This window comes from Rhodoligotrophos appendicifer (assembly GCF_007474605.1).
In the GTDB taxonomy this organism is placed as follows: Bacteria; Pseudomonadota; Alphaproteobacteria; order Rhizobiales; family Im1; genus Rhodoligotrophos; species Rhodoligotrophos appendicifer.
The window spans coordinates 72,182-90,548 of record NZ_VHKL01000001.1; the positions used below are offsets into that span (position 1 = coordinate 72,182).

General features: G+C 63.8%; 18 protein-coding genes. 7 read left to right on the top strand and 11 right to left on the bottom strand.

The window, feature by feature from the left end; all coding sequences use genetic code 11:
* Together FKM97_RS00365 and FKM97_RS00370 are read left to right on the top strand one after the other, a co-directional pair.
* Complete coding sequence (locus FKM97_RS00365; RefSeq protein ID WP_143957163.1) at nucleotides 1-777, top strand: ABC transporter ATP-binding protein; 777 nt, start codon at nucleotides 1-3, stop codon at nucleotides 775-777.
* A complete protein-coding gene (locus tag FKM97_RS00370) occupies nucleotides 770-1,378 on the top strand; it encodes a glutathione S-transferase family protein (protein ID WP_143957164.1) in 609 nt (202 codons plus the stop codon). The genes FKM97_RS00365 and FKM97_RS00370 overlap by 8 nt, the downstream gene beginning before the upstream one ends.
* A 271-nt stretch (nucleotides 1,379-1,649) precedes the next feature.
* Here FKM97_RS00370 and FKM97_RS00375 read toward each other — a convergent pair whose 3' ends face one another.
* From FKM97_RS00375 to FKM97_RS00420, 10 genes are all read right to left on the bottom strand, one after another.
* Nucleotides 1,650-2,411, bottom strand: a complete 762-nt coding sequence (locus FKM97_RS00375; RefSeq protein WP_143957165.1) for an SDR family NAD(P)-dependent oxidoreductase — start codon at nucleotides 2,409-2,411, stop codon at nucleotides 1,650-1,652.
* Nucleotides 2,412-3,224 (bottom strand): ABC transporter permease, encoded by an 813-nt coding sequence (locus FKM97_RS00380; protein WP_143957166.1) that lies wholly within the window; start codon nucleotides 3,222-3,224, stop codon nucleotides 2,412-2,414.
* A complete protein-coding gene (locus tag FKM97_RS00385) occupies nucleotides 3,221-4,033 on the bottom strand; it encodes an ABC transporter permease (RefSeq protein WP_246104877.1) in 813 nt (270 codons plus the stop codon). Before FKM97_RS00385 ends, FKM97_RS00380 begins: the two co-directional genes overlap by 4 nt.
* 280 nt (nucleotides 4,034-4,313) lie before the next feature.
* On the bottom strand, nucleotides 4,314-5,378 hold the full coding sequence (locus FKM97_RS00390) for an ABC transporter ATP-binding protein (protein WP_143957168.1): 1,065 nt from the start codon (nucleotides 5,376-5,378) through the stop codon (nucleotides 4,314-4,316).
* A 477-nt stretch (nucleotides 5,379-5,855) separates the two neighbouring features.
* Nucleotides 5,856-7,019 carry an ABC transporter substrate-binding protein gene (locus FKM97_RS00395; RefSeq protein WP_205014626.1) on the bottom strand — a complete coding sequence of 388 codons (1,164 nt, stop codon included), beginning with the start codon at nucleotides 7,017-7,019 and terminating at the stop codon, nucleotides 5,856-5,858.
* Between the two features lie 266 nt (nucleotides 7,020-7,285).
* On the bottom strand, nucleotides 7,286-7,981 hold the full coding sequence (locus tag FKM97_RS00400) for a cysteine hydrolase family protein (RefSeq protein WP_143957169.1): 696 nt from the start codon (nucleotides 7,979-7,981) through the stop codon (nucleotides 7,286-7,288).
* Between the two features lie 153 nt (nucleotides 7,982-8,134).
* Entirely contained in the window at nucleotides 8,135-8,560 is a 426-nt protein-coding gene (locus tag FKM97_RS00405) for a diol dehydratase small subunit (RefSeq protein WP_143957170.1), read from the bottom strand.
* Nucleotides 8,557-10,830, bottom strand: a complete 2,274-nt coding sequence (locus FKM97_RS00410) for a propanediol/glycerol family dehydratase large subunit (protein WP_246104878.1) — start codon at nucleotides 10,828-10,830, stop codon at nucleotides 8,557-8,559. The genes FKM97_RS00405 and FKM97_RS00410 overlap by 4 nt, the downstream gene beginning before the upstream one ends.
* A 100-nt stretch (nucleotides 10,831-10,930) precedes the next feature.
* Nucleotides 10,931-11,323, bottom strand: coding sequence for a fluoride efflux transporter CrcB (gene crcB / locus FKM97_RS00415; protein WP_205014627.1), 393 nt, complete (start codon nucleotides 11,321-11,323; stop codon nucleotides 10,931-10,933).
* A gap of 295 nt (nucleotides 11,324-11,618) precedes the next feature.
* Entirely contained in the window at nucleotides 11,619-12,602 is a 984-nt protein-coding gene (locus tag FKM97_RS00420) for an agmatinase family protein (RefSeq protein ID WP_143957171.1), read from the bottom strand.
* Between the two features lie 231 nt (nucleotides 12,603-12,833).
* On the opposite strand from FKM97_RS00420, the gene FKM97_RS00425 reads away from it, so the two are divergent.
* From FKM97_RS00425 to FKM97_RS00440, 4 genes are all read left to right on the top strand, one after another.
* Complete coding sequence (locus FKM97_RS00425; protein WP_143957172.1) at nucleotides 12,834-13,757, top strand: ABC transporter ATP-binding protein; 924 nt, start codon at nucleotides 12,834-12,836, stop codon at nucleotides 13,755-13,757.
* A complete protein-coding gene (locus FKM97_RS00430; RefSeq protein WP_143957173.1) occupies nucleotides 13,754-14,515 on the top strand; it encodes an ABC transporter permease in 762 nt (253 codons plus the stop codon). Before FKM97_RS00425 ends, FKM97_RS00430 begins: the two co-directional genes overlap by 4 nt.
* 89 nt (nucleotides 14,516-14,604) lie before the next feature.
* The gene (gene argB / locus FKM97_RS00435; protein WP_143957174.1) at nucleotides 14,605-15,543 is read left to right on the top strand and encodes an acetylglutamate kinase; all 939 of its coding nucleotides are present in this window, start codon (nucleotides 14,605-14,607) and stop codon (nucleotides 15,541-15,543) included.
* A gap of 5 nt (nucleotides 15,544-15,548) precedes the next feature.
* Nucleotides 15,549-16,262 carry a pyrimidine 5'-nucleotidase gene (locus tag FKM97_RS00440; RefSeq protein ID WP_143957175.1) on the top strand — a complete coding sequence of 238 codons (714 nt, stop codon included), beginning with the start codon at nucleotides 15,549-15,551 and terminating at the stop codon, nucleotides 16,260-16,262.
* A gap of 229 nt (nucleotides 16,263-16,491) precedes the next feature.
* On the opposite strand, the gene FKM97_RS00445 is transcribed toward FKM97_RS00440, so the two are convergent.
* Nucleotides 16,492-17,259: a M10 family metallopeptidase C-terminal domain-containing protein gene (locus FKM97_RS00445; RefSeq protein ID WP_143957176.1), complete on the bottom strand. Its 768-nt coding sequence runs from the start codon at nucleotides 17,257-17,259 to the stop codon at nucleotides 16,492-16,494.
* 261 nt (nucleotides 17,260-17,520) lie between these two features.
* Between FKM97_RS00445 and dapD the strand changes: the two genes are divergently transcribed.
* On the top strand, nucleotides 17,521-18,363 hold the full coding sequence (gene dapD, locus FKM97_RS00450) for a 2,3,4,5-tetrahydropyridine-2,6-dicarboxylate N-succinyltransferase (RefSeq protein WP_143957177.1): 843 nt from the start codon (nucleotides 17,521-17,523) through the stop codon (nucleotides 18,361-18,363).
* Nucleotides 18,364-18,367: the final 4 nt, after the last annotated feature.

Genomic DNA, 18,367 nt, shown 5'->3' on the forward strand with positions numbered 1-18,367 from the left:
ATGGCCTTCCTGACCCTCGACAACATCAGCATCACCTTCGGCACCGGCTCGAAACGATTTACGGCGGTCGACAGCACGAGCCTTGAGCTCAGCCAGGGGGAATCTCTTGGCCTCGTCGGCGAATCGGGCTCGGGCAAGTCCACCATCCTCAGGGCCATCAGCGGTCTCGCACCTGTGTCTCAGGGAAGAATCCTCCTCGACGGGCGCCCGCTGCCCACACCCCGTGACATGGCCTTCTTCCGCACCGTGCAAATGGTCTTCCAGGACCCCTACGGCTCGCTCCACCCCCGCCACACCGTCGACCAGATCCTCGCCGAACCCCTTGCCATCCACCGCATCCCTGACCCTGAGACCCGGATCCTGGCTGCCCTGCGGGAAGTCGGCCTCGGCCCCGCCTTCCGCTTTCGCTATCCCCACCAGCTTTCCGGCGGTCAGCGTCAGCGCGTGGCCATTGCCCGTGCGCTCATCTTGCGGCCGAAGCTCATCCTGCTCGACGAGCCCACCTCCGCCCTCGATGCGTCAGTCCAGGCCGAGATTCTCAATCTCCTGGAAGCTTTGCGGCGCGACCATGGTTTGACCTACATCCTGGTCAGTCACGATCTCGCCGTCGTCGCCCATCTCTGCGAACGCATCATCATCATGCGCCGGGGAATCGTGGTCGACAGGACCACTGCGGACGCCCTGCGCCGCGGGGAAGTTTCAAACAGCTACACTCTTGCCATGCTTCAGGCGGAACATGGCTTCACGAGAGCCGAAACAAGGATCGAGAATGTCTGAGGAAATCACGTTCTACCACAACCCGCGTTCGCGCGCGCAGATGGCCCATTGGATGCTGGAGGAGGCCGCCGCCCCCTACAAGACGATCATCTTGGATTTCGAGAAGGGTGAGCATAAGACGCCGGAGTTCCTGGCCATCAACCCCATGGGCAAGCTGCCCACGATTGTCCATCGCGGCACGGTCGTCACCGAGACGGGAGCCATCATCGCCTATCTCGCCGACGCCTTTCCCGAAGCCGGCCTGGCTCCTGCGATGGGCGACGCGGCTCGGGGGACGTATTTCCGCTGGCTTTTCTTCGGCGCCGGCTGCCTTGAGCCCGCCATCCTGGACAAGATGCTGAAGCGCCCGGACGCCGAGCCCAAAGCGGCCATCGGCTATGGATCCTACGAAGACGTCTTGAGCACGCTGAAAGACGCCCTCACCCCCGGCCCCTATCTCCTCGGCAGCCTCTTCTCTGCCGCCGATGTCTATATCGGCTCGCAGATCAACTGGGCCGGCATGTTTGGCGCCCCCGGCCTCAAGGGCGATCCGGTCTTCGACGCATACGTCGCCCGCGTCACCGATCGCCCCGCCTATAAGCGGGCCATGGCGGGCATGTAACGGCTGCATCGCGAAGCGAACCCGTCATCCCGGACGAAGCGCAGCGCAGATCCGGGACCCCATGCCGCCGCCCACTCCCGTCATCCCGGCCGAAGCGTAGCCCTCTCTTCGTCATCCCGGCCGAAGCGCAGCGCAGAGCCGGGACCCCATGCCGCCCGGGATCCCGGGTCAAGCCCGGGATGACAGTTTAAGGTCACCGTCATCCCGGCCGAAGCGCAGCGCAGAGCCGGGAACCCCTCAGGGCTTTGCTCGGCGCCCAAGCCTGGGGCCCTCACCCCAGGCACTCTCCCCCATCCACCACAAGCGCCTGACCGGTCATGAACGACGACCGGTCCGAGGCCAGGAACAGGACCGCCTCGGCGATCTCTTCCACGCTGGCGAACCGCCCCATGGGGATCTTCGTCGCCACATAATCCAGCAACGCATCTCGCCCGCCCATCTGCCGGGTGAACGCGTCGTTGAATGGCGTGTCCACCCAGCCGGGGCAGAGCGCATTCACCCGCACATTGTGTTTCCCGTAATCCAGCGCGATCTGCTTGCACATCGCCACGACCGCATGCTTGGTCGTCGCATAGGCGATCATCTCGCGATCATAAAGCACGCCCGAATTGGATGACGTCACGATGATCGAGCCCTTTCCCTGGGCCCGCATCACCGGCATCACCAGCCGCGCCAGCTCGAAATGCGCCCGCACATTGAGCTGCCACGACCTGTCCATGCCGCCGGATTCGACCTGCTCCAGCGTTCCCTCGACCTGCACGCCGGCGTGGCTGTGCAGTATGTCGATCCGCCCGAACCGGCCCAGGGCCTCGTCCACCAGGGCCCGCAGCTGCGCGTCGTCGGTGACATCGGCCGTCACCGCCACGGCTGCTCCGCCCGCCGCCCGGATCGCCTCGGCCGCCGCTGCGGCGGAGGCACCGTCCCGGTCCGAAACCACAACGGCGGCACCCTCGCGCGCCATGATGTCCGCTCCGCCGAGGCCGATGCCGGATCCGGCGCCCGTGACCACCGCCACCCTGCCCTCGAGGATCATCTATTCCTCCCGTGCCTGCCGCGCATGCCGGATGAGGGTGATCAGCGCATAACCGCCCAGCAGAAGAACGATGGCCCCGATCGTCGACACCGTTCCCAGCACCGGAACGCCCGGCGTATATCCCGCCACCATCTTGGCATAGAGAAATTCCGGCACCGTCGTGTCCGCGCCGGTCGTATAGAGCGACAAGGGAAAATTCCCCCACGACAGCAGGAACGCGAACAGGCACCCCGAGAAGATGCCCGGGAACAGCACCGGCAGCGTCACCTCCTTGAACACCTGCCACCGCGACGCCCCGAGGTCGAAGGCGGCCTCCTCCAGCGCCGGGTCGAAACTATAGACCTGGATCGAGATCACCAGGGTGACCACCGGCACGATCCACACCAGATGCGCGAAGATCGCCGACTTCCACGACAGCTCCATCCCCAGCGCGTTGAACCAGAGCAAGAGCGCCAATCCCAGCACCGCCTGTGGAAAGAAAATCGGCAGCAGCACCAGTTTTTGATAGATCGAGCGCCCCGTCCAATCGTAGCGGGCAAAGGCCAACGCCCCGAAAAAGGCGATCACCACCGAGATCACCATGACGCACAACGCGATCGTCACCGACGTGTCCAGCAGCTGCCACGTCTGAAACGAATCGAACGTCTTCTGCCACCAGCCGAAACCCCAGCGCGGGATCGGAAACACGAAATATCGGCTGTCCGTGAGCGATGCCAAGACGATGCAGACGGTGGGAATATAGAGGAACACCACCGCCGCCAGAGTCCAGACGACGATCAGCGCATGCCGCGACCTTTGTCCTGCGCTCTTCATCGCCGCCCCAGCACCCGGTCGAGGTCGAACCGTCGCAGCACCAGCAGCACCAGCGCTCCCACCACGATCATCAGCAGCACCGAAAGCGCCGCCCCCAAGGGCCAGTTCTGGGCATAGGTGAAGGCGATCTCGATATCATGGGTGATCGGGATGATCTGTTGCCCGCCCACGACCTTGGCCTCTGCGATCGCCCCCACGGCGAGCACGAAAGTGAGGAGGAAGCCGATCATGATCCCCGGCATCGCCAGCGGCAGCTCGATCTCCTTGAACACCTGCCAGCGGCTGGCCCCCAGATCATAGGCCGCATCTCGTGCCTCATTGGGCACCATGCTCACGCCCAGCGTCATCGGAAACAGCATGAACGGGAAATAGACATAGACCATGCCGATGATGATGGCGGTCTTCGTGAACAGGATCGAGCTGAGATCCACGCCGAACAGGCTCTTCATCGTCCCCAGCAGCACGCCGTTCTTGATCAGGAACAGCACCCAGCCATAGAGCCGCACATTCTCGGAGACGAAGAGCGGAATGGTGAACAGCAGCATGAGCACCATGGCCCATTTTCCGAACACATAGGTCAGCCCGTAGGCGATCGGATAGCAGATCACCGCCAGGATGAGGACGGTGACCGTCGCGAGCCCCAGCGACCACAGGAAGGAGATGTAATTGGTGCTGTTGAAGATGACCTCGTAGTTCTGCAGCGTCGGCGCCTGCCAGATCGAGAAGCTTCGCTCCGGCATGAAGCTGAACGCGACCACCGCCAGCAGCGGCGCCACGAACCCGGCGAGCAGCAGCAAAATGATCGGCACTGCCGACCGCGGTCCCGGCCCAAACCATCTGGGAGTTCGCTCACTCATGGGTCTTGCAACGGTCCCTCATCTGCCTGCTATCGCCCGGAGACACCAAACCAAAATCCTCATCCTGAGGCGCGAGCGCCAGCGAGCCTCGAAGGATCGGCCGCAACATCCATCAATCCCCACGAGACTGGCCCCGCGTGCCTTCCAGGACGAGACCTCTTTGTTGAGCTGATGGTATCATCCCTCCCCTCATCCTGAGGTGCGAGCGCCAGCGAGCCTCGAAGGCTCATCATCAATCCCCCACCAGGATGGCATCCGCGGGATCCCAGCCGATAATGACCGCATCGTCGATCTGTCCCCCGAACGGCTGCTGTCGCAGTCTTTCCACGATGAACACCTGCTCCCCCACCCGCACCTGGTACTGGATGCGTGAGCCCAGGGCGTACTCGTTGTACACCTGCCCCGAAAGGCTGTTTGCCGCCTCCTCCCGCGACCCCAGGAACCGCAAAAACTCCGGCCTGATGACCAGATGCCCTTCGGCAAGCGAGGGTCCGCTCGCCGGTGCTGCGAAACGCGCTCCCAGGGCCGGCGCCTCCAGCATTCCATCGGCCGCGCGTTTCACAGGAATCACGTTCACGTCGCCGATGAACTCCGACACGAACCGCGTCGTCGGCGCCGTATAGATCTCGTTGGGCGATCCCACCTGCACCAGCTTCCCCGCCCGCATCACCCCGATCCGGTCGCTCATCACCATCGCTTCCTCGAGGGAGTGTGTGATGTAGACGAAGGTTTTCCCCGTCTCCTTGTGCAGGTCCTTGAGCTCCTTCTCCAGCGTCTTCCGCAGCTTGTAGTCGATCGCCGACAGCGGCTCGTCGAAGAACAGGATCTCCGGATCGAAGGCCAGCGCCCGCGCCAGCGCCACCCGTTGCCGCTCGCCGCCGGAGCATTTCATGACGTTCTTGGAATAGTAGGTCTCTGGCAGCCGCAAGAGCCGCATCAACTCAAGTGCCCTCGCCTTGCGCTGCGCCGCACCGATGCCCCGGATCTTCAGTGAAAATCCGATATTGTCGCCCACCGACTTGTGCGGAAACAGCGCAAGCGACTGGAACACGAGGCAGGTCGGCCGCTTGTTCGCCGGCACGTCATTGACGCGCACGCCCTTCAGCAGGATGTCCCCGTCGCTCGGCGTGTCCAGCCCCGCCAGCATCCTGAGCAGCGTGGTCTTGCCCGAGCCGGAGGGTCCGACGATGGTGAAGAACTCCCCATCCCCGATGTCCAGATCGACTCCGTCCACCGCCGTGAAGCTGCCGAAGGACTTCCTGACCCTGCGGAGGCTGAGAATGGGTGATGTGCTCATGAAAAAACTACGCCAGACTGCACGTGCCCTCCGTCACCCCGCCACTCCGCAGTGCCCCCACGCCGCCACCCTCGGCGCCCCAAAACCATCTATCCTCGATGCCCCTAAACCGTTATCCCCGGGCCCTCTTCCTCGTCATCCTCGGGCTTGACCCGAGGATCCAGGACCGCAGGGGAAGTGTACCCAAGCACGCCCTCAAAACCTCAACGCGATTTGCGGCACCGCCCCACTCCCCCGCAACCCCTCATCCTCGTTACACCCAAACCGTCACCCCGCGGCGCCCCCCAAACCGCATCCTCGGCGCCCCAAACCGTCATCCGCGGGCCCTCTTCCTCGTCATCCTCGGGCTTGACCCGAGGATCCAGGACCGCAGGGGAAAGCGTGCCCAAGCACACCCTCAAACCTCAACTCTATGCCACCGCCTCCCAAACCGCACCCCGGCGGGAATGCGTCCAGATGGCCGGCCGACGCGTTCCCTCAACCGCCCGAAGCCTCCCGCTTCGCCGCCGTCATGATGTCCAGCAGCTTGTCGTAATCCGGCACGATGTCGTATTCCGCCGAGCGCGCCATCTCCTCGTCCAGGCTGTCCCACTGGATCGCTTCCAGCTCGTCCTTGGTGAACAGCTTGAAGCACTCTTCATTACCCATCTGCGCGACGGGATTGAACGTCCCCTCCGCGAAGGCGACCTTGTGCGCCATCTCCGGCGCCTGGACATAGGCCAGGAACTCGGGCGCCAGCGGCGAGACATTGGGATTGTTCACCACCGACGTGATTTCGATCCACGCGATGCCGCCCTTGCCCCCCTCCATGGGCCCCTTCTTCGGCGTTACGCCACGGATGTTCATGTAGCCGTCGGCCCGTGCCGGCGAGGCGGAATAGGTGCCGCCGGTCATGTGGAAGTCGATCTCGCCGGAAACCAGCGCCTGGTTCATGGTCGCGATGTCGCCCACGGCCTTCGCGCCCTTGAACACCTTCTTTGCGGTCTCGCCGAACGTCGCCACCTCCTCGTCTGTATGCGTCTTGAACGGGTCGAACCCGGCGATGCAGCAGAGGTTGAACACGTTCCAGTCGTCGGATTCGAGGATCCCGTATTTGCCGGCATTGGCGGCGTCGTTGAACAGATCCCAGCCTTGGTCTTCCGCCGTCTCTCGGCTCACCTTGTCGGTGTTCACCACGAAGCTGTAGGGACCGAACCGCTGCGCCATGCCCAGCAGCTCCTTGCCGCTCTCGTCCATCGCCCACTTATAGGGTGGCTTGAACTGCGGCAGCATCTTGTCGAAGTACGGCTCGAACTTCGCCTTGTCCAGCGGCGTGATCAGCTTCTCCGGATACATGATCTTGCGCGCCCAGGGATTGTTCACGTTGATCAGGTCCCAGACATTGATCTCGCCGGCCCGCAGGCGGTTGATCATCGTCGGATCGTTGGTCAGTGACTCCGCTTTCACCGTGGCCCCGGTCTGCTCGCGGAACGGATCCAGCACCTGGGCCGAGTTGTAGCCTTCCCAGCACAGGATGTTGAGTTCCTTCTCGCGGGCGGCCGCGGCGGGAGAGAGGCCGCCTTTGGTCACCGCGGCGAAGGCGGCGGCCCACAGGGCGGATTGTTGCATGAAATTGCGGCGGGACAGTCCTTGGCGTGACATCGCGAACCCCCAATGTTTGACGGCTCAAACCTCTGGGCATCGTGCTGCGCCACAGATGGTGCCGTGCTCCCCTCATCATGATGATCACCTTTGCGATCGCCCGACAACCGCAAAAGTTGAACGAGGGCCTGTTGAGATTCCGGCCAGGACGAGTCGAAAATGGTGGCTTTCGAGGACCGGAGCGCAGTGTACCTAAGGGTACATGAGCACCGGAAGCGCAGAAAGCCGACATTTGCAGGCCGACATGGCCTGAATCTCAACACGCCCTAATCCAGTCCCATGATCTCTTTCAGCTCCGCTGCCGACATCACATGGCAATAGATCATGTTGATGATCTCGAGCTCCTTGAGGTGCAGCGCGTGGTCGCCGGCGGCGCAGCAATCCTCCACCACGATCACGTTGAAGCTCTCATCCGCCAGCGACCGCACCGTCGAGGAGACGCACTGATCGGTGAAGATCCCGCAGCAGACCACGTTCTTGACCCCGAGATTATGCAGCACCAGGCGCAGATTGGTCCCCGTCAACGCGCTATCGGTCGTCTTCGTGACGACGATCTCGTCGCCCAGCGGCATCAGCGCCGGCACGATCTGCGAGGCTGCCTCGTCCTTCGGCAGCAGCAGATTGTTCCAGCCCGGCTTCTTCTGCGAGAGCGAACGATCGCGTCCATCCGCCGTCAGACACGCGATCCGCGCGAACACCCGTTCGATCTTCTTCTCCCGGAACAGCCCCAGCAGCTCCGCGGTCCGCGGGATCACCTGTCCCCGCATCCGTTCGTGAAAGGGTGTCCAGGCATCGTAATTCGCCTGCTCCCGCGGCCCAAGGCTCCCCCGCTCGGGCCGCTCCAGATAGGTATTCTGCACATCGATGACGAGCAGCGCCGTCTCGGCCCAGGCGAGGTCCGGATCCTCGGGCTCCGGAGCATCCTGGTAATAGAGCGATCGATAATCCGTCTTCCAGTTCATCTGTATCCTTCCGCTTCGATATCCCTTCTCCCCTCGCGGGAGAATTCGATATCCCTTCTCCCCTCGCGGGAGAAGGAGGGGCCCATGGCGGCAGCCATGGGAGGATGAGGGGGCGGCCGACCTCTCCCGCAAGGGGAGAGGTGAATGCCCCCCTCAGAACCGATACCGGAACAACCCCCGCCGCTCGTAGACCTCCGCAGCCTCTTCCACGAACGCCGCCATTCTTCGCGCCCCGTGGACCTCGCGCAACACCCGCGCCGCGTCCATCAACGGTGCCTTCGACGCGGCCCGCCCCGGTCGCAGCAGCTCGTACACCTCCATGATGAAGTCCTGCGGCACCTCGACCAGCTCGGCGGCACGCTCGAAATTATCCGCCAGCGTCGGTCGCCCCGCATCCCGCGCGATCTCCGCCTGCAGGCCCAGGGCCAACGGCGTGATCCGCAGATCCTCCATGGTCACCGCGCCGGACTCCACCGCCTCCAAATTCAAATCCGCGATCGCCTTGCCGCCCTCCGCCTCCAGCAGCTCCGGCCGCTTTTCCGCGATGGGATAGTCCCGGATCGTCAGCTTTTCCCTCATGCCGGCACCCGCCCAAAGCTCATCATGATCTCCTCCGGCGCGGCCCCGTCCTCCGTCAGCTCCGTCTCGATCGCGTAGATCAGAGCCACCCTGGCATGATACCGCGACCCCATCGCTTCTCCCCGCGTCGGCACGACCACCGGCTCCGGCGCCAGCCCTTGGGCATACTGCGCCGCATTGTAGCCGAGCCGTCGATAATGGCTGAGCTGGGTGATCGGCGAATTGGAGAACAGTTCCAGATTGTTGTGCGGCAGCCGGTCGGCCTGATGGATGACGGCCGTCCCCTTCGCCTGCAGGCCGATCCCGATCCCCGACCCTGACAGCCGCGCAGCACTCAGCCCCAGGAACGAGGTGTCCGCCGTGTGCCGCATGCGCACGATGCGGGCGCGTCCGCCCCCCTCTTCGATCCCGGCCACCATCTCCGTCATCAGCGCCGCCAGGGGGATCCCACCCACCGTGCGGAACAGCTTCACCCCGAAGCCCGGCGACACCCCGACCACGACTTCCGCCCCGTCGGTGCCGATCTCCGCCGGCCCCATCACCTTCAGCGAAAGCTCCCGCGCCGAGCGCCGGGCAACCTCCGCCTCCTGGTTCAGCACCGTCTCCCGGTCGAGCACGTCGCGGATCGCGTTCAACTCCTGCCGGCGCGCCTCGCTCACACGGTAGCCGGTCCCCGGACCCTGATAGTCATTGGGATCGTTGATGGCGCTGAGCACCCGGCCGCCCCGCACCACCGCCGAGGTCTGCAGATAGTCCCCCGACACCCTCAGCTTCACGAGCTGCAGCAAGTTCTCCGCCTCTTCGCGAAAGCCGCGTGCCGCCAATGCCCGGATCACGTCGATCACGCTGAGGGCACGGGCCTTGATCGCCTCCGAAATCACCGCCACCTCGCCCGGCCGATAGCTCTCCGTCTCGTCCGAGCCCGACGCCACCACCACGCTGGCCAGCATCGCAGCGGACGGGCTTGCGAGGTCCAGCTCCTCGAAAACGGCCGCGATGGCGTCCGTGGCCCGCCGCCTGAGGTCGAGCGTCGCCTCTTCCGCGATCGGCGTCAGTCCGCCATCCGCCTCGAAGTCCCGCTGCAGCACCAAATAATCCTCGAGCTCCTCCCCGTTCAGCAGCGAAGGATTGAACGAATTGTCATATTTGAGGATCGATCCGAAGCCGGAGCAGATCAGGTCCGAACCCGCGATCAGATAGGGCAGGATCTTCGCCCCCACCCGGATTTCCGATTCCGTGGGGCGTGCATCGTTTCCCGAGGCGCATTCCAGATCGAGCCACACCGCGATGAGATTCTCCGCCATCAGCTCCCGGAACCCGCCCGGCATGGTCGCCGTCAGCGGCGCCCCGTCGATGCCGCCATTTTGGGTGCCTTGCACTCCCATTGCCCGCTGCAGGCACAGGCACCGCGCTTCGAGGTAAAGCAGCGACTTGCTTTCGTGAAACCCCATCAGGAGCTCCGAGCCCGCCCCCGAGGTGCAGCGCATCTTGATCCCGCGCGAGGCATAGGCGGCCGCCAGGAACGCCTTCGACCACGGCGTGTCGTCCCCGTCGATGAACGCTCTCTCGGTCCCGTACACCGACACCGTCTCGGCATAGGAGGAAAATCCCGCCATCCCGATCCTCAGCTCCTCGGCCTCCTCGCTGGAGCATTGGAACAGCACGCCCCATCGCCCCACGGCCGCGCCCACGCAGCAGGCGACCGCATTCGACCAGGCATTCCGGGACACCCGCATCGTCGTCTCGATCTCGTCGAAACCGAGTGCCACCGCCACGGCCGCATCCGCCGCCAATTGCAGCGGATCGTCCTTCGCATTCGTCACATGCGCCTGGTTTCCTGGCGTCTTCCGCGCCCGCATCTTGGAGTACGCGAAGGCGATCTCCAGCGCCGAAAGCTCGGCGACGACTTCGGCCAGCTTCGCCGGGGTCATCCCATGGGCCAGCCGCACGAGCTCGGCGCGCGGCACGTTCATGTCCACCAGCATCCGCGCGATCTGAGGCGACGGGATCGCCATCGCCTCCGGAGCCACCGCCGGGTCGATATGATATTTCGCGATGAACAGGTCGATCATGTCGAAATCGGCAGCCGGGACCCCGTCCAAGGAGGACACCTGTCCTTCGACGATGCCGACCGAAGGCTTCGGATCGCTCGGACTTGAGAACGCCGAGAATCCGCTCGCCGCATCCTCCGCCGCGAACTTGTCGAGCCGCAGCGGTCGCTCGTCCCATTCCGCGAACCGCCGCCACCGATTGGATCCCTGCACCATCATGGGCACTCCGGCGATATTGGGGTCTCGACATTGGGCAAGATTGCTGCCCGCGGTCAAGCAGCCTCGGACGACCTGGTGAGAGTGAGGCCAGGATGAGGCTTTAGCTCAGCACCGCCCGTGCGATGGCGAGACCAGCGAAAACGGCCGCGATCGACACCACCACCGACAGCCCCACATAGAGTCCGCACAGCAGGAAGTCGCCGCGCTCATAGAGGATGGACGTATCCAGTGCGAAAGCGGAGAACGTCGTGAACCCGCCGAGCACACCGGTCATCAGGAACAGCCGCAGCGACTGAGGCGTGCCTTGGCTGCTGAGCATCAGCCACCCCGCCAGCAGCCCCATCGTCAGGCAGCCCGCGATGTTCACGAACATCGTGCCGGCGGGAAACATCGGCCCCACCAGCGCCACCGCGGCCCGGTTCACCCCGTGCCGAAGCGCACTGCCGATCCCACCGCCGATAAACACCACCAGGTAAAGCCACAACCCCTGCACCGAAATCTCCCCCGACAGTTACGACGCCACCCCACACCCGTCATCCCGGCCAAGCGAAGCGCAGAGCCGGGACCCCCAAGAGCAAGAACCCCTCATCCTGAGGAGCAGCCAAAGGCTGCGTCTCGAAGGACGTCATCCCGGACGAAGCGAAGCGCAGATCCGGGACCCCATGCGGCTCGGGGATCCCGGTCAAGCCCGGGATGACAGCCAGAGGAGAGGAGGCCCCTCCCCACACCCTCATCCTGAGGAGGCCCGCAGGGCCGTCTCGAAGGATCCGCCACAGGATCCAAACCCCCTACCGCCCCAGCACTCCGCGCCCCTTGGCCAATCCGTAAAGCAGGTTCAGCACCAGGGCCGCCCCCGTATTCCCCGTGATGTTCAGCGGATCGAACGGGGGCGAGATCTCCACGATGTCCGCCCCGATGAATTTCGGACTGGCGGCGATCCGCCGGAGGGCCACCTGCAGGTCACGCGAATCCATCCCGAAGGAATTGGGTGCGGCCGTCCCGGGCGCCTGGGTCTGGTCGATGCAGTCGATGTCCACCGACACATAGATCGCATCCACGTTGCGACCGGCGATATCGAGGGCATCGTCGATGACAGGTCCGATGCCGCGCTCATAAACCTCCAGCGCGGAGATCACCTTGATCCCCTTCTCCTCCGCATACGCATCGAACTCCGGCGCATTGCAGAACTCGCCAAGTCCGATCTGCACCAGGTTGCGTCCATCGAGCAGCGTTCCCTCCAGCTCCAGCGTGCGCCGGAAGGGCACCCCACTCGACTCGGCGCCGAGATGCGCCGTCCGCAGATCGTGATGCGCGTCGAAATGGATGATCCCCAGGCGCTTTCCCGGCCCCATGGCCTCCATCACGCCGCGCAGATTGGGGAACGAGGTCGAATGATCGCCGCCCAGCATGATCGGCACGATCTTGCGCTCCACCAGCGCCCTGGTGGTATTCGAGATGCGCGCGAACGTCTCCTTCATGTCCGTCAGCACGACTTCGACATCGCCGATATCTGCAGCCCTGAGGCCCGTCATCGCCTGGCGTTCCCGGCTCGAAAACGTGGTGTAGTACATGAAGGCCTGGCGCACGGCATTCGGTCCCTGGCGCGATCCCGCCCGCACCACCGAGGCCCCGTCATAGGGAACCCCAACGATCGCACAGTCGAGATCGAGCGAACCGTCCCAGGTCAGCCAGGCACCGGCCCGATGCTCGGCCACGTCGCCCTTCATTGTGTTGACCACGATCCCGGGTGGCAGAAGTTTTAGTTCGGTCACGAAAATTCCCCTGTCTTGTAAGGCGCGCCACCTTAGCCCTGCGCCCGCGGCGGCGAAAGAGCCCACCGCGCCGGCGCCTCCCCAGGCATTATGGGCCGCAAAACCGCCGATCGCCGGCCAACATGGCGCCAAACGTCAACACAGCCTAGCCCAATCCTTCCGAATGCATTAGGACTTGCCGCCCCGACGAGGCTTCATGCCTCCGCCGCAGAAATCCGATAGCACGCCTGCATGCAACCGATCATCGACATCCGCGACCTGTCCAAGACCTATGCCACCGGCTTCCACGCGCTGAAATCCGTCAACCTGCAGATTCGCCGTGGCGAGATCTTTGCCCTGCTGGGACCCAACGGGGCCGGCAAGACCACCCTGATCTCCATCATCTGCGGTCTCGTCGGCGCCACCGGCGGCTCGGTGGCCGTCGATGGGCGCCCGCTTGAGGATTACCGTGCCGTCCGCGGCATGATCGGACTGGTCCCTCAGGAACTCACGATCGATTCCTTCGAAAGCGTCTTCGCCACCGTCTCCTTCAGCCGGGCTCTGTTCGGCAAGAAGAAGAACCCCGTATTCATCACCCAGCTCCTCAAGGATCTCTCCCTCTGGTCCAAGCGCGACAGCAAGATCATCACCCTCTCCGGGGGCATGAAGCGTCGCGTCATGATCGCCAAGGCCCTGTCCCATGAGCCCGAGATCCTGTTCCTCGACGAGCCGACGGCCGGCGTCGACGTCGAGCTGCGCAAGGACATGTGGAACCTCGTCAGATCCCTCCGGGAGAAGGGCACCACCATCATCCTGACGACCCATTACATCGACGAAGCCGAGGAAATGGCCGATCGCATCGGCGTCATCAACAAGGGCGAGTTGATTCTGGTCGAGGGCAAGACGGAACTCATGCAGAAGCTCGGCAAGAAGGAGCTCCGCCTCCAGCTGAACGAGCCCCTGGCGGCCATTCCCCTGGCTCTCCAGGGTCGCAACTTGTCCCTCAGCGAGAATGGCTGCGAATTGACCTACACTTACGACAATCGGGGTGTCCGCACCGGGATCACGACCCTCCTCCAGGATCTGAGTCAGGCCGGCATCACCTTCAAGGATCTCAACACGACCCAGAGCTCCCTCGAGGAGATCTTCGTCAGCTTGGTGCATTCGGAAACATGAACCTCACCGCCGTCGTCGCAATCTACAAATATGAGATGGCGCGGACCTTCCGCACGCTGTTCCAGAGCATCGTGTCGCCCGTGATCTCGACCTCCCTCTATTTCGTCGTCTTCGGTGCGGCCATCGGCTCGCGCATCCAGGAGGTCGAGGGCGTGAGCTATGGCGCGTTCATCGTCCCCGGCCTGATCATGCTCTCGCTCCTCACCCAGAGCATCACCAACGCCTCCTTCGGCATTTTCTTCCCGAAATTCGTGGGCTCGATCTTCGAGATCATGTCCGCCCCCATCTCATATTTCGAGATCGTCCTCGGCTATGTCGGCGCCGCCGCCACGAAATCCATCGGCATCGGCCTCATCATTCTGGCGACCGCGCATCTCTTCGTGCCGCTTCAGATCGCCCATCCCTTCTGGATGCTCACCTTCCTCTTGCTCACCGCCATCACCTTCAGCCTTTTCGGCTTCATCATCGGCATTTGGGCGACGAATTTCGAGAAGCTCCAGCTCATTCCCCTGCTGGTCATCACTCCGCTCACCTTTCTCGGCGGCAGCTTCTACTCCATCAACATGCTGCCTCCCGAATGGCACACCATTGCCCTGCTGAACCCCGTCGTTTACCTCGTATCCGGCTTCCGTTGGAGCTTCTACGAGATCGCCGACGTCGACATTTCCATCAGCATCGGCATGACCCTCTTCTTCTTGTTCCTATGCCTCGGTTTCGTCTGGTGGATCTTCAAGACCGGATACCGCCTCCGCTCCTGACGCAACTTTGTCGCCCACCAAGACTTTCTTCAGTTCCCGGTGAGTTTCCGCTACAACGGCCATCTTCGAAATCGCAGCTGGACGCTACCATGCAGAGAGAACGACCAAACCCTGTAGGCACCAGCCTGCCCAGCCACATCACCCGCGAAGATCAGGCTCACATCCTGTCCGAGGCGTTGCCCTTCATGCAGCGCTATGACGGGCAGACGGTCGTCGTGAAATATGGCGGCCACGCGATGGGCGACCAGACCCTGTCGCGCCAGTTTGCCCGCGACATTGTCCAGCTGAAGCTCAGCGGCATCAATCCCATCGTCGTCCACGGCGGCGGGCCGCAGATCGGCCGCATGCTTGAGCGCCTGAAGATCGAGTCGAGCTTCGAGGACGGCCTCCGCGTCACCGACAAGGCCACCATGGAAGTCGTCGAGATGATCCTCGCCGGCTCGATCAATAAGCAGGTCGTGGCCGACATACAGCACGAGGGCGGCCGCGCCATCGGCATCTCGGGCAAGGATGGCAACCTTCTCCTGGCCCGGCGCATCACGCGGACGAAGCGCGATCCCGACTCACATATCGAGCGCGTCGTCGATTTGGGGTTCGTCGGTGACCCCGAGACCGTCAACCCGGAGATCCTTCACACCATCGCCGCCAGCTCGGCGATCCCGGTCATCGCGCCCATCGGCACCTCCGTCGAGGGTGACACCTACAACGTCAATGCGGACACGTTCGCCGGCGCCATCGCGGTCGCCACCCGCGCCAAGCGCCTTCTGCTCCTCACCGACGTCGAAGGGGTCCTCGATAAGGACAAGAAGCTCATTCGGGAGCTGAGCCTTGCCGACGCCCGCCGCTTCATGACCGATGGAACGGCCTCCGGCGGCATGATCCCCAAGATCGAGACCTGCGTCTCGGTCGTCGAGAACGGCGTCGAAGGCGCAGTCATTCTCGATGGTCGCGTACCGCACATCGTGCTGCTGGAGCTGTTCACGCCCCATGGCGTCGGCACCCGCATCAGTCGTGGCGAGCGGGACTGAGCAGCATGTCAGGCCAGAGGACAAAGCGCGGCTTCGATCACGTCGACACCTGGATCTTTGATCTGGACAACACGCTCTATCCGGCGAGCACCCGGCTGTTCGATCAGATCGACGAGAAGATGGGGGCCTTCATCATGGACCTGCTGTCGGTCGACAAGACCGAGGCGCGCCGGATCCAGAAGGGCTTCTTCTACGAGCACGGCACGACCCTTCGCGGTCTGATGACCGAGCACGGTGTTCAGCCGAAGGACTTCCTGTCCTTCGTTCACGACATCGACCACTCCGCCATCGTCGCCGACGACCGGCTCTGCTCCGGGCTCACGCGCCTGCCCGGCCGCAAGTTCATCTTCACCAATGGCACCGTGGCGCATGCCGAGCGCGTGATGGACCGCATCGGCATCATCGCCTGCTTCGACGGCATCTTCGATATCGAGGCGGCCAATTATCTGCCCAAGCCGGACCTGACGAGCTACAGCCTCATGCTGGAAAGCCATGCCATAGAGGCCGCCGGCGCTGCCATGTTCGAGGACATTTCGCGGAATTTGGAACCGTGCCACGAGCTCGGCATGACCACGGTCCTCGTCACCTCCCCGGACAACGAGGACAGCCGCCTCCTCTCGGCGAAATACGGTCACACTGAAACCTCCCCCCATATCGATCACGTCACCAACGACCTCGCCACCTTCATCCACGCCATAGCCGACCAGCGTACCCGCTGATCCCTCCGAACTTTCACCCCGTGCCGCCCCCTCCCCACCCGAGTCATCCTGGGCGCACTGCAGCGCGAAGCGGTGCCCCTCCCCAAACCGTCATCCCGGGCGCACTGCAGCGCGAAGCGGTGCCCCTCCCCAAACTGTCATCCCGGGCGCACTGCAGCGCGAAGCGGTGCCGTGCAGACCCGGGACCCCATGCGGCTCGAGAACCCCATGCGGCCGAAACCCGCCCCCCTTACACGAAGTCGAAATCCCGCGCGCTCAGCTCGGCTGCCTCCACCATGAGATCGAAATCGCTTCGCTGGTCGCCATCATTGTCGATCGACACCTGCAGCCAACCGCAGCCCCGGTCGAGAATGCCGATCTCCGGCCGACCGCCGGTGAAGTCCTGGCCCTGCACCCAGCTCAGGCCGACATCCTTCATCGCCTCGGTCCTCTGGATGACGATCCTGTCGACACCGGCCGTGAACCCATAGATGGAATCCGGCCCCGCAGCGGCGCTCGAATCCTCCAGCGACGTGAAGATGAAGCGGTCCCGTCCTCCGCCGCCGATGAAGCCGTCCCGGCCGAGCCCGCCGATCAGGTCCTCGCTGTGCGCCGAGCCATAGAGAAAATTGTTCTTGCTGTCTCCGACGAGTGATCGCATGCCCCGCACCGCAACCACATGCTCGATTTCGATGTCCGGTCGAGCGAGTTCGAGCCGCTCCCCGCCGAGCGAGCCATCCCGTTCCAGGGTCATCGTTCCCAGATTGAAACTGAAGACACCGTCCATCCCGGACAGATCGAGGGTGATCTCCCGGTGCAGCGTCTCCCCGTCGACCTTCGCGCCCCGCACCTCCGCCTGGCCGTCGAACACCCGCTCCAGAGTTTCCCACGTCGCCCTTGGGGCCGCGTCCCGGCTGGCGCAGGGATCCGCCGGGCGGGGCACTGTACAATGATCGGGCCTGCCTTGCGTCAGGGTCGCAGTCACGGGGAACAGTCGGGGGAGATACGGGCTCTGCATAAATCAAGTCCTTTGAAAATACGGCGACGATCGCCGGGGGCAAGGACATGGGAGGAGAAGGTGCTTTTTTGATGCGACCGGTTTGGCGCTTTGTGATCCTGATGATGGAGTTTCCGAGTGGCCGGCATCGCCTGGCTCTGTGTTTCGCCCCCTCAGCGATTGACGGGTTGCGCCCCTGCTCGTTCCATCGCCTCCGGCCGCAGTTGACAGCGGCCGCTCGAACGCTAGTGTTCCGCCGCGACAGACCCATTCGGAGCCTCTATGAGCCACGATCAGATCAGAACCGTCATCGAACGGGCTTTCGACGCACGCGACAGCGTGTCCCCGGCAACCACCGGCGAGATCCGCGACGCCGTCGCCACGGCATTGAACTTGCTCGACACCGGCAAGCTCCGCGTCGCCGAACCGGGCGCTCAGGGCTGGACCGTCAATGAATGGCTCAAGAAGGCGGTCCTCCTGTCCTTCCGCCTCAACGACATGGCCCCCATTCCCGGCGGCCCCGGCGACTCGACCTGGTGGGACAAGGTCCCCTCGAAATTCGATGGCTGGGGCGCGGCCGAATTCAAGGCGGCCGGCTTCCGCGCCGTCCCCAACTGCATTGTGCGGCGCTCCGCCTATATCGCCCCCGACGTCGTGCTCATGCCCTCCTTCGTCAATCTCGGCGCCTATGTCGACAGCGGCACCATGATCGACACCTGGGCGACCGTGGGATCCTGCGCCCAGATCGGCAAGAAGTGCCATATCTCAGGGGGCGCCGGCATCGGTGGCGTGCTTGAGCCCCTTCAGGCCTCACCCGTCATCATCGAGGACAATTGCTTCATCGGCGCCCGCGCTGAAGTGGCCGAAGGCGTCATCGTCGGCACGGGCTCGGTGCTTGCCATGGGCGTCTATCTCGGCGCCTCCACCAAGATCATCGACCGCGAGACTGGTGAGGTTCATGTCGGCAAGGTCCCGCCTTATTCCGTCGTCGTCTCCGGGACCACGGGCGCAAAGCCGCTTCCGGACGGCTCCATGGGCCCCGGGCTCTATTGCGCCGTCATCGTCAAGCGCGTCGACGAGCGGACCCGGTCCAAGACGTCGATTAATGAGCTCCTGAGAACCTGATCCG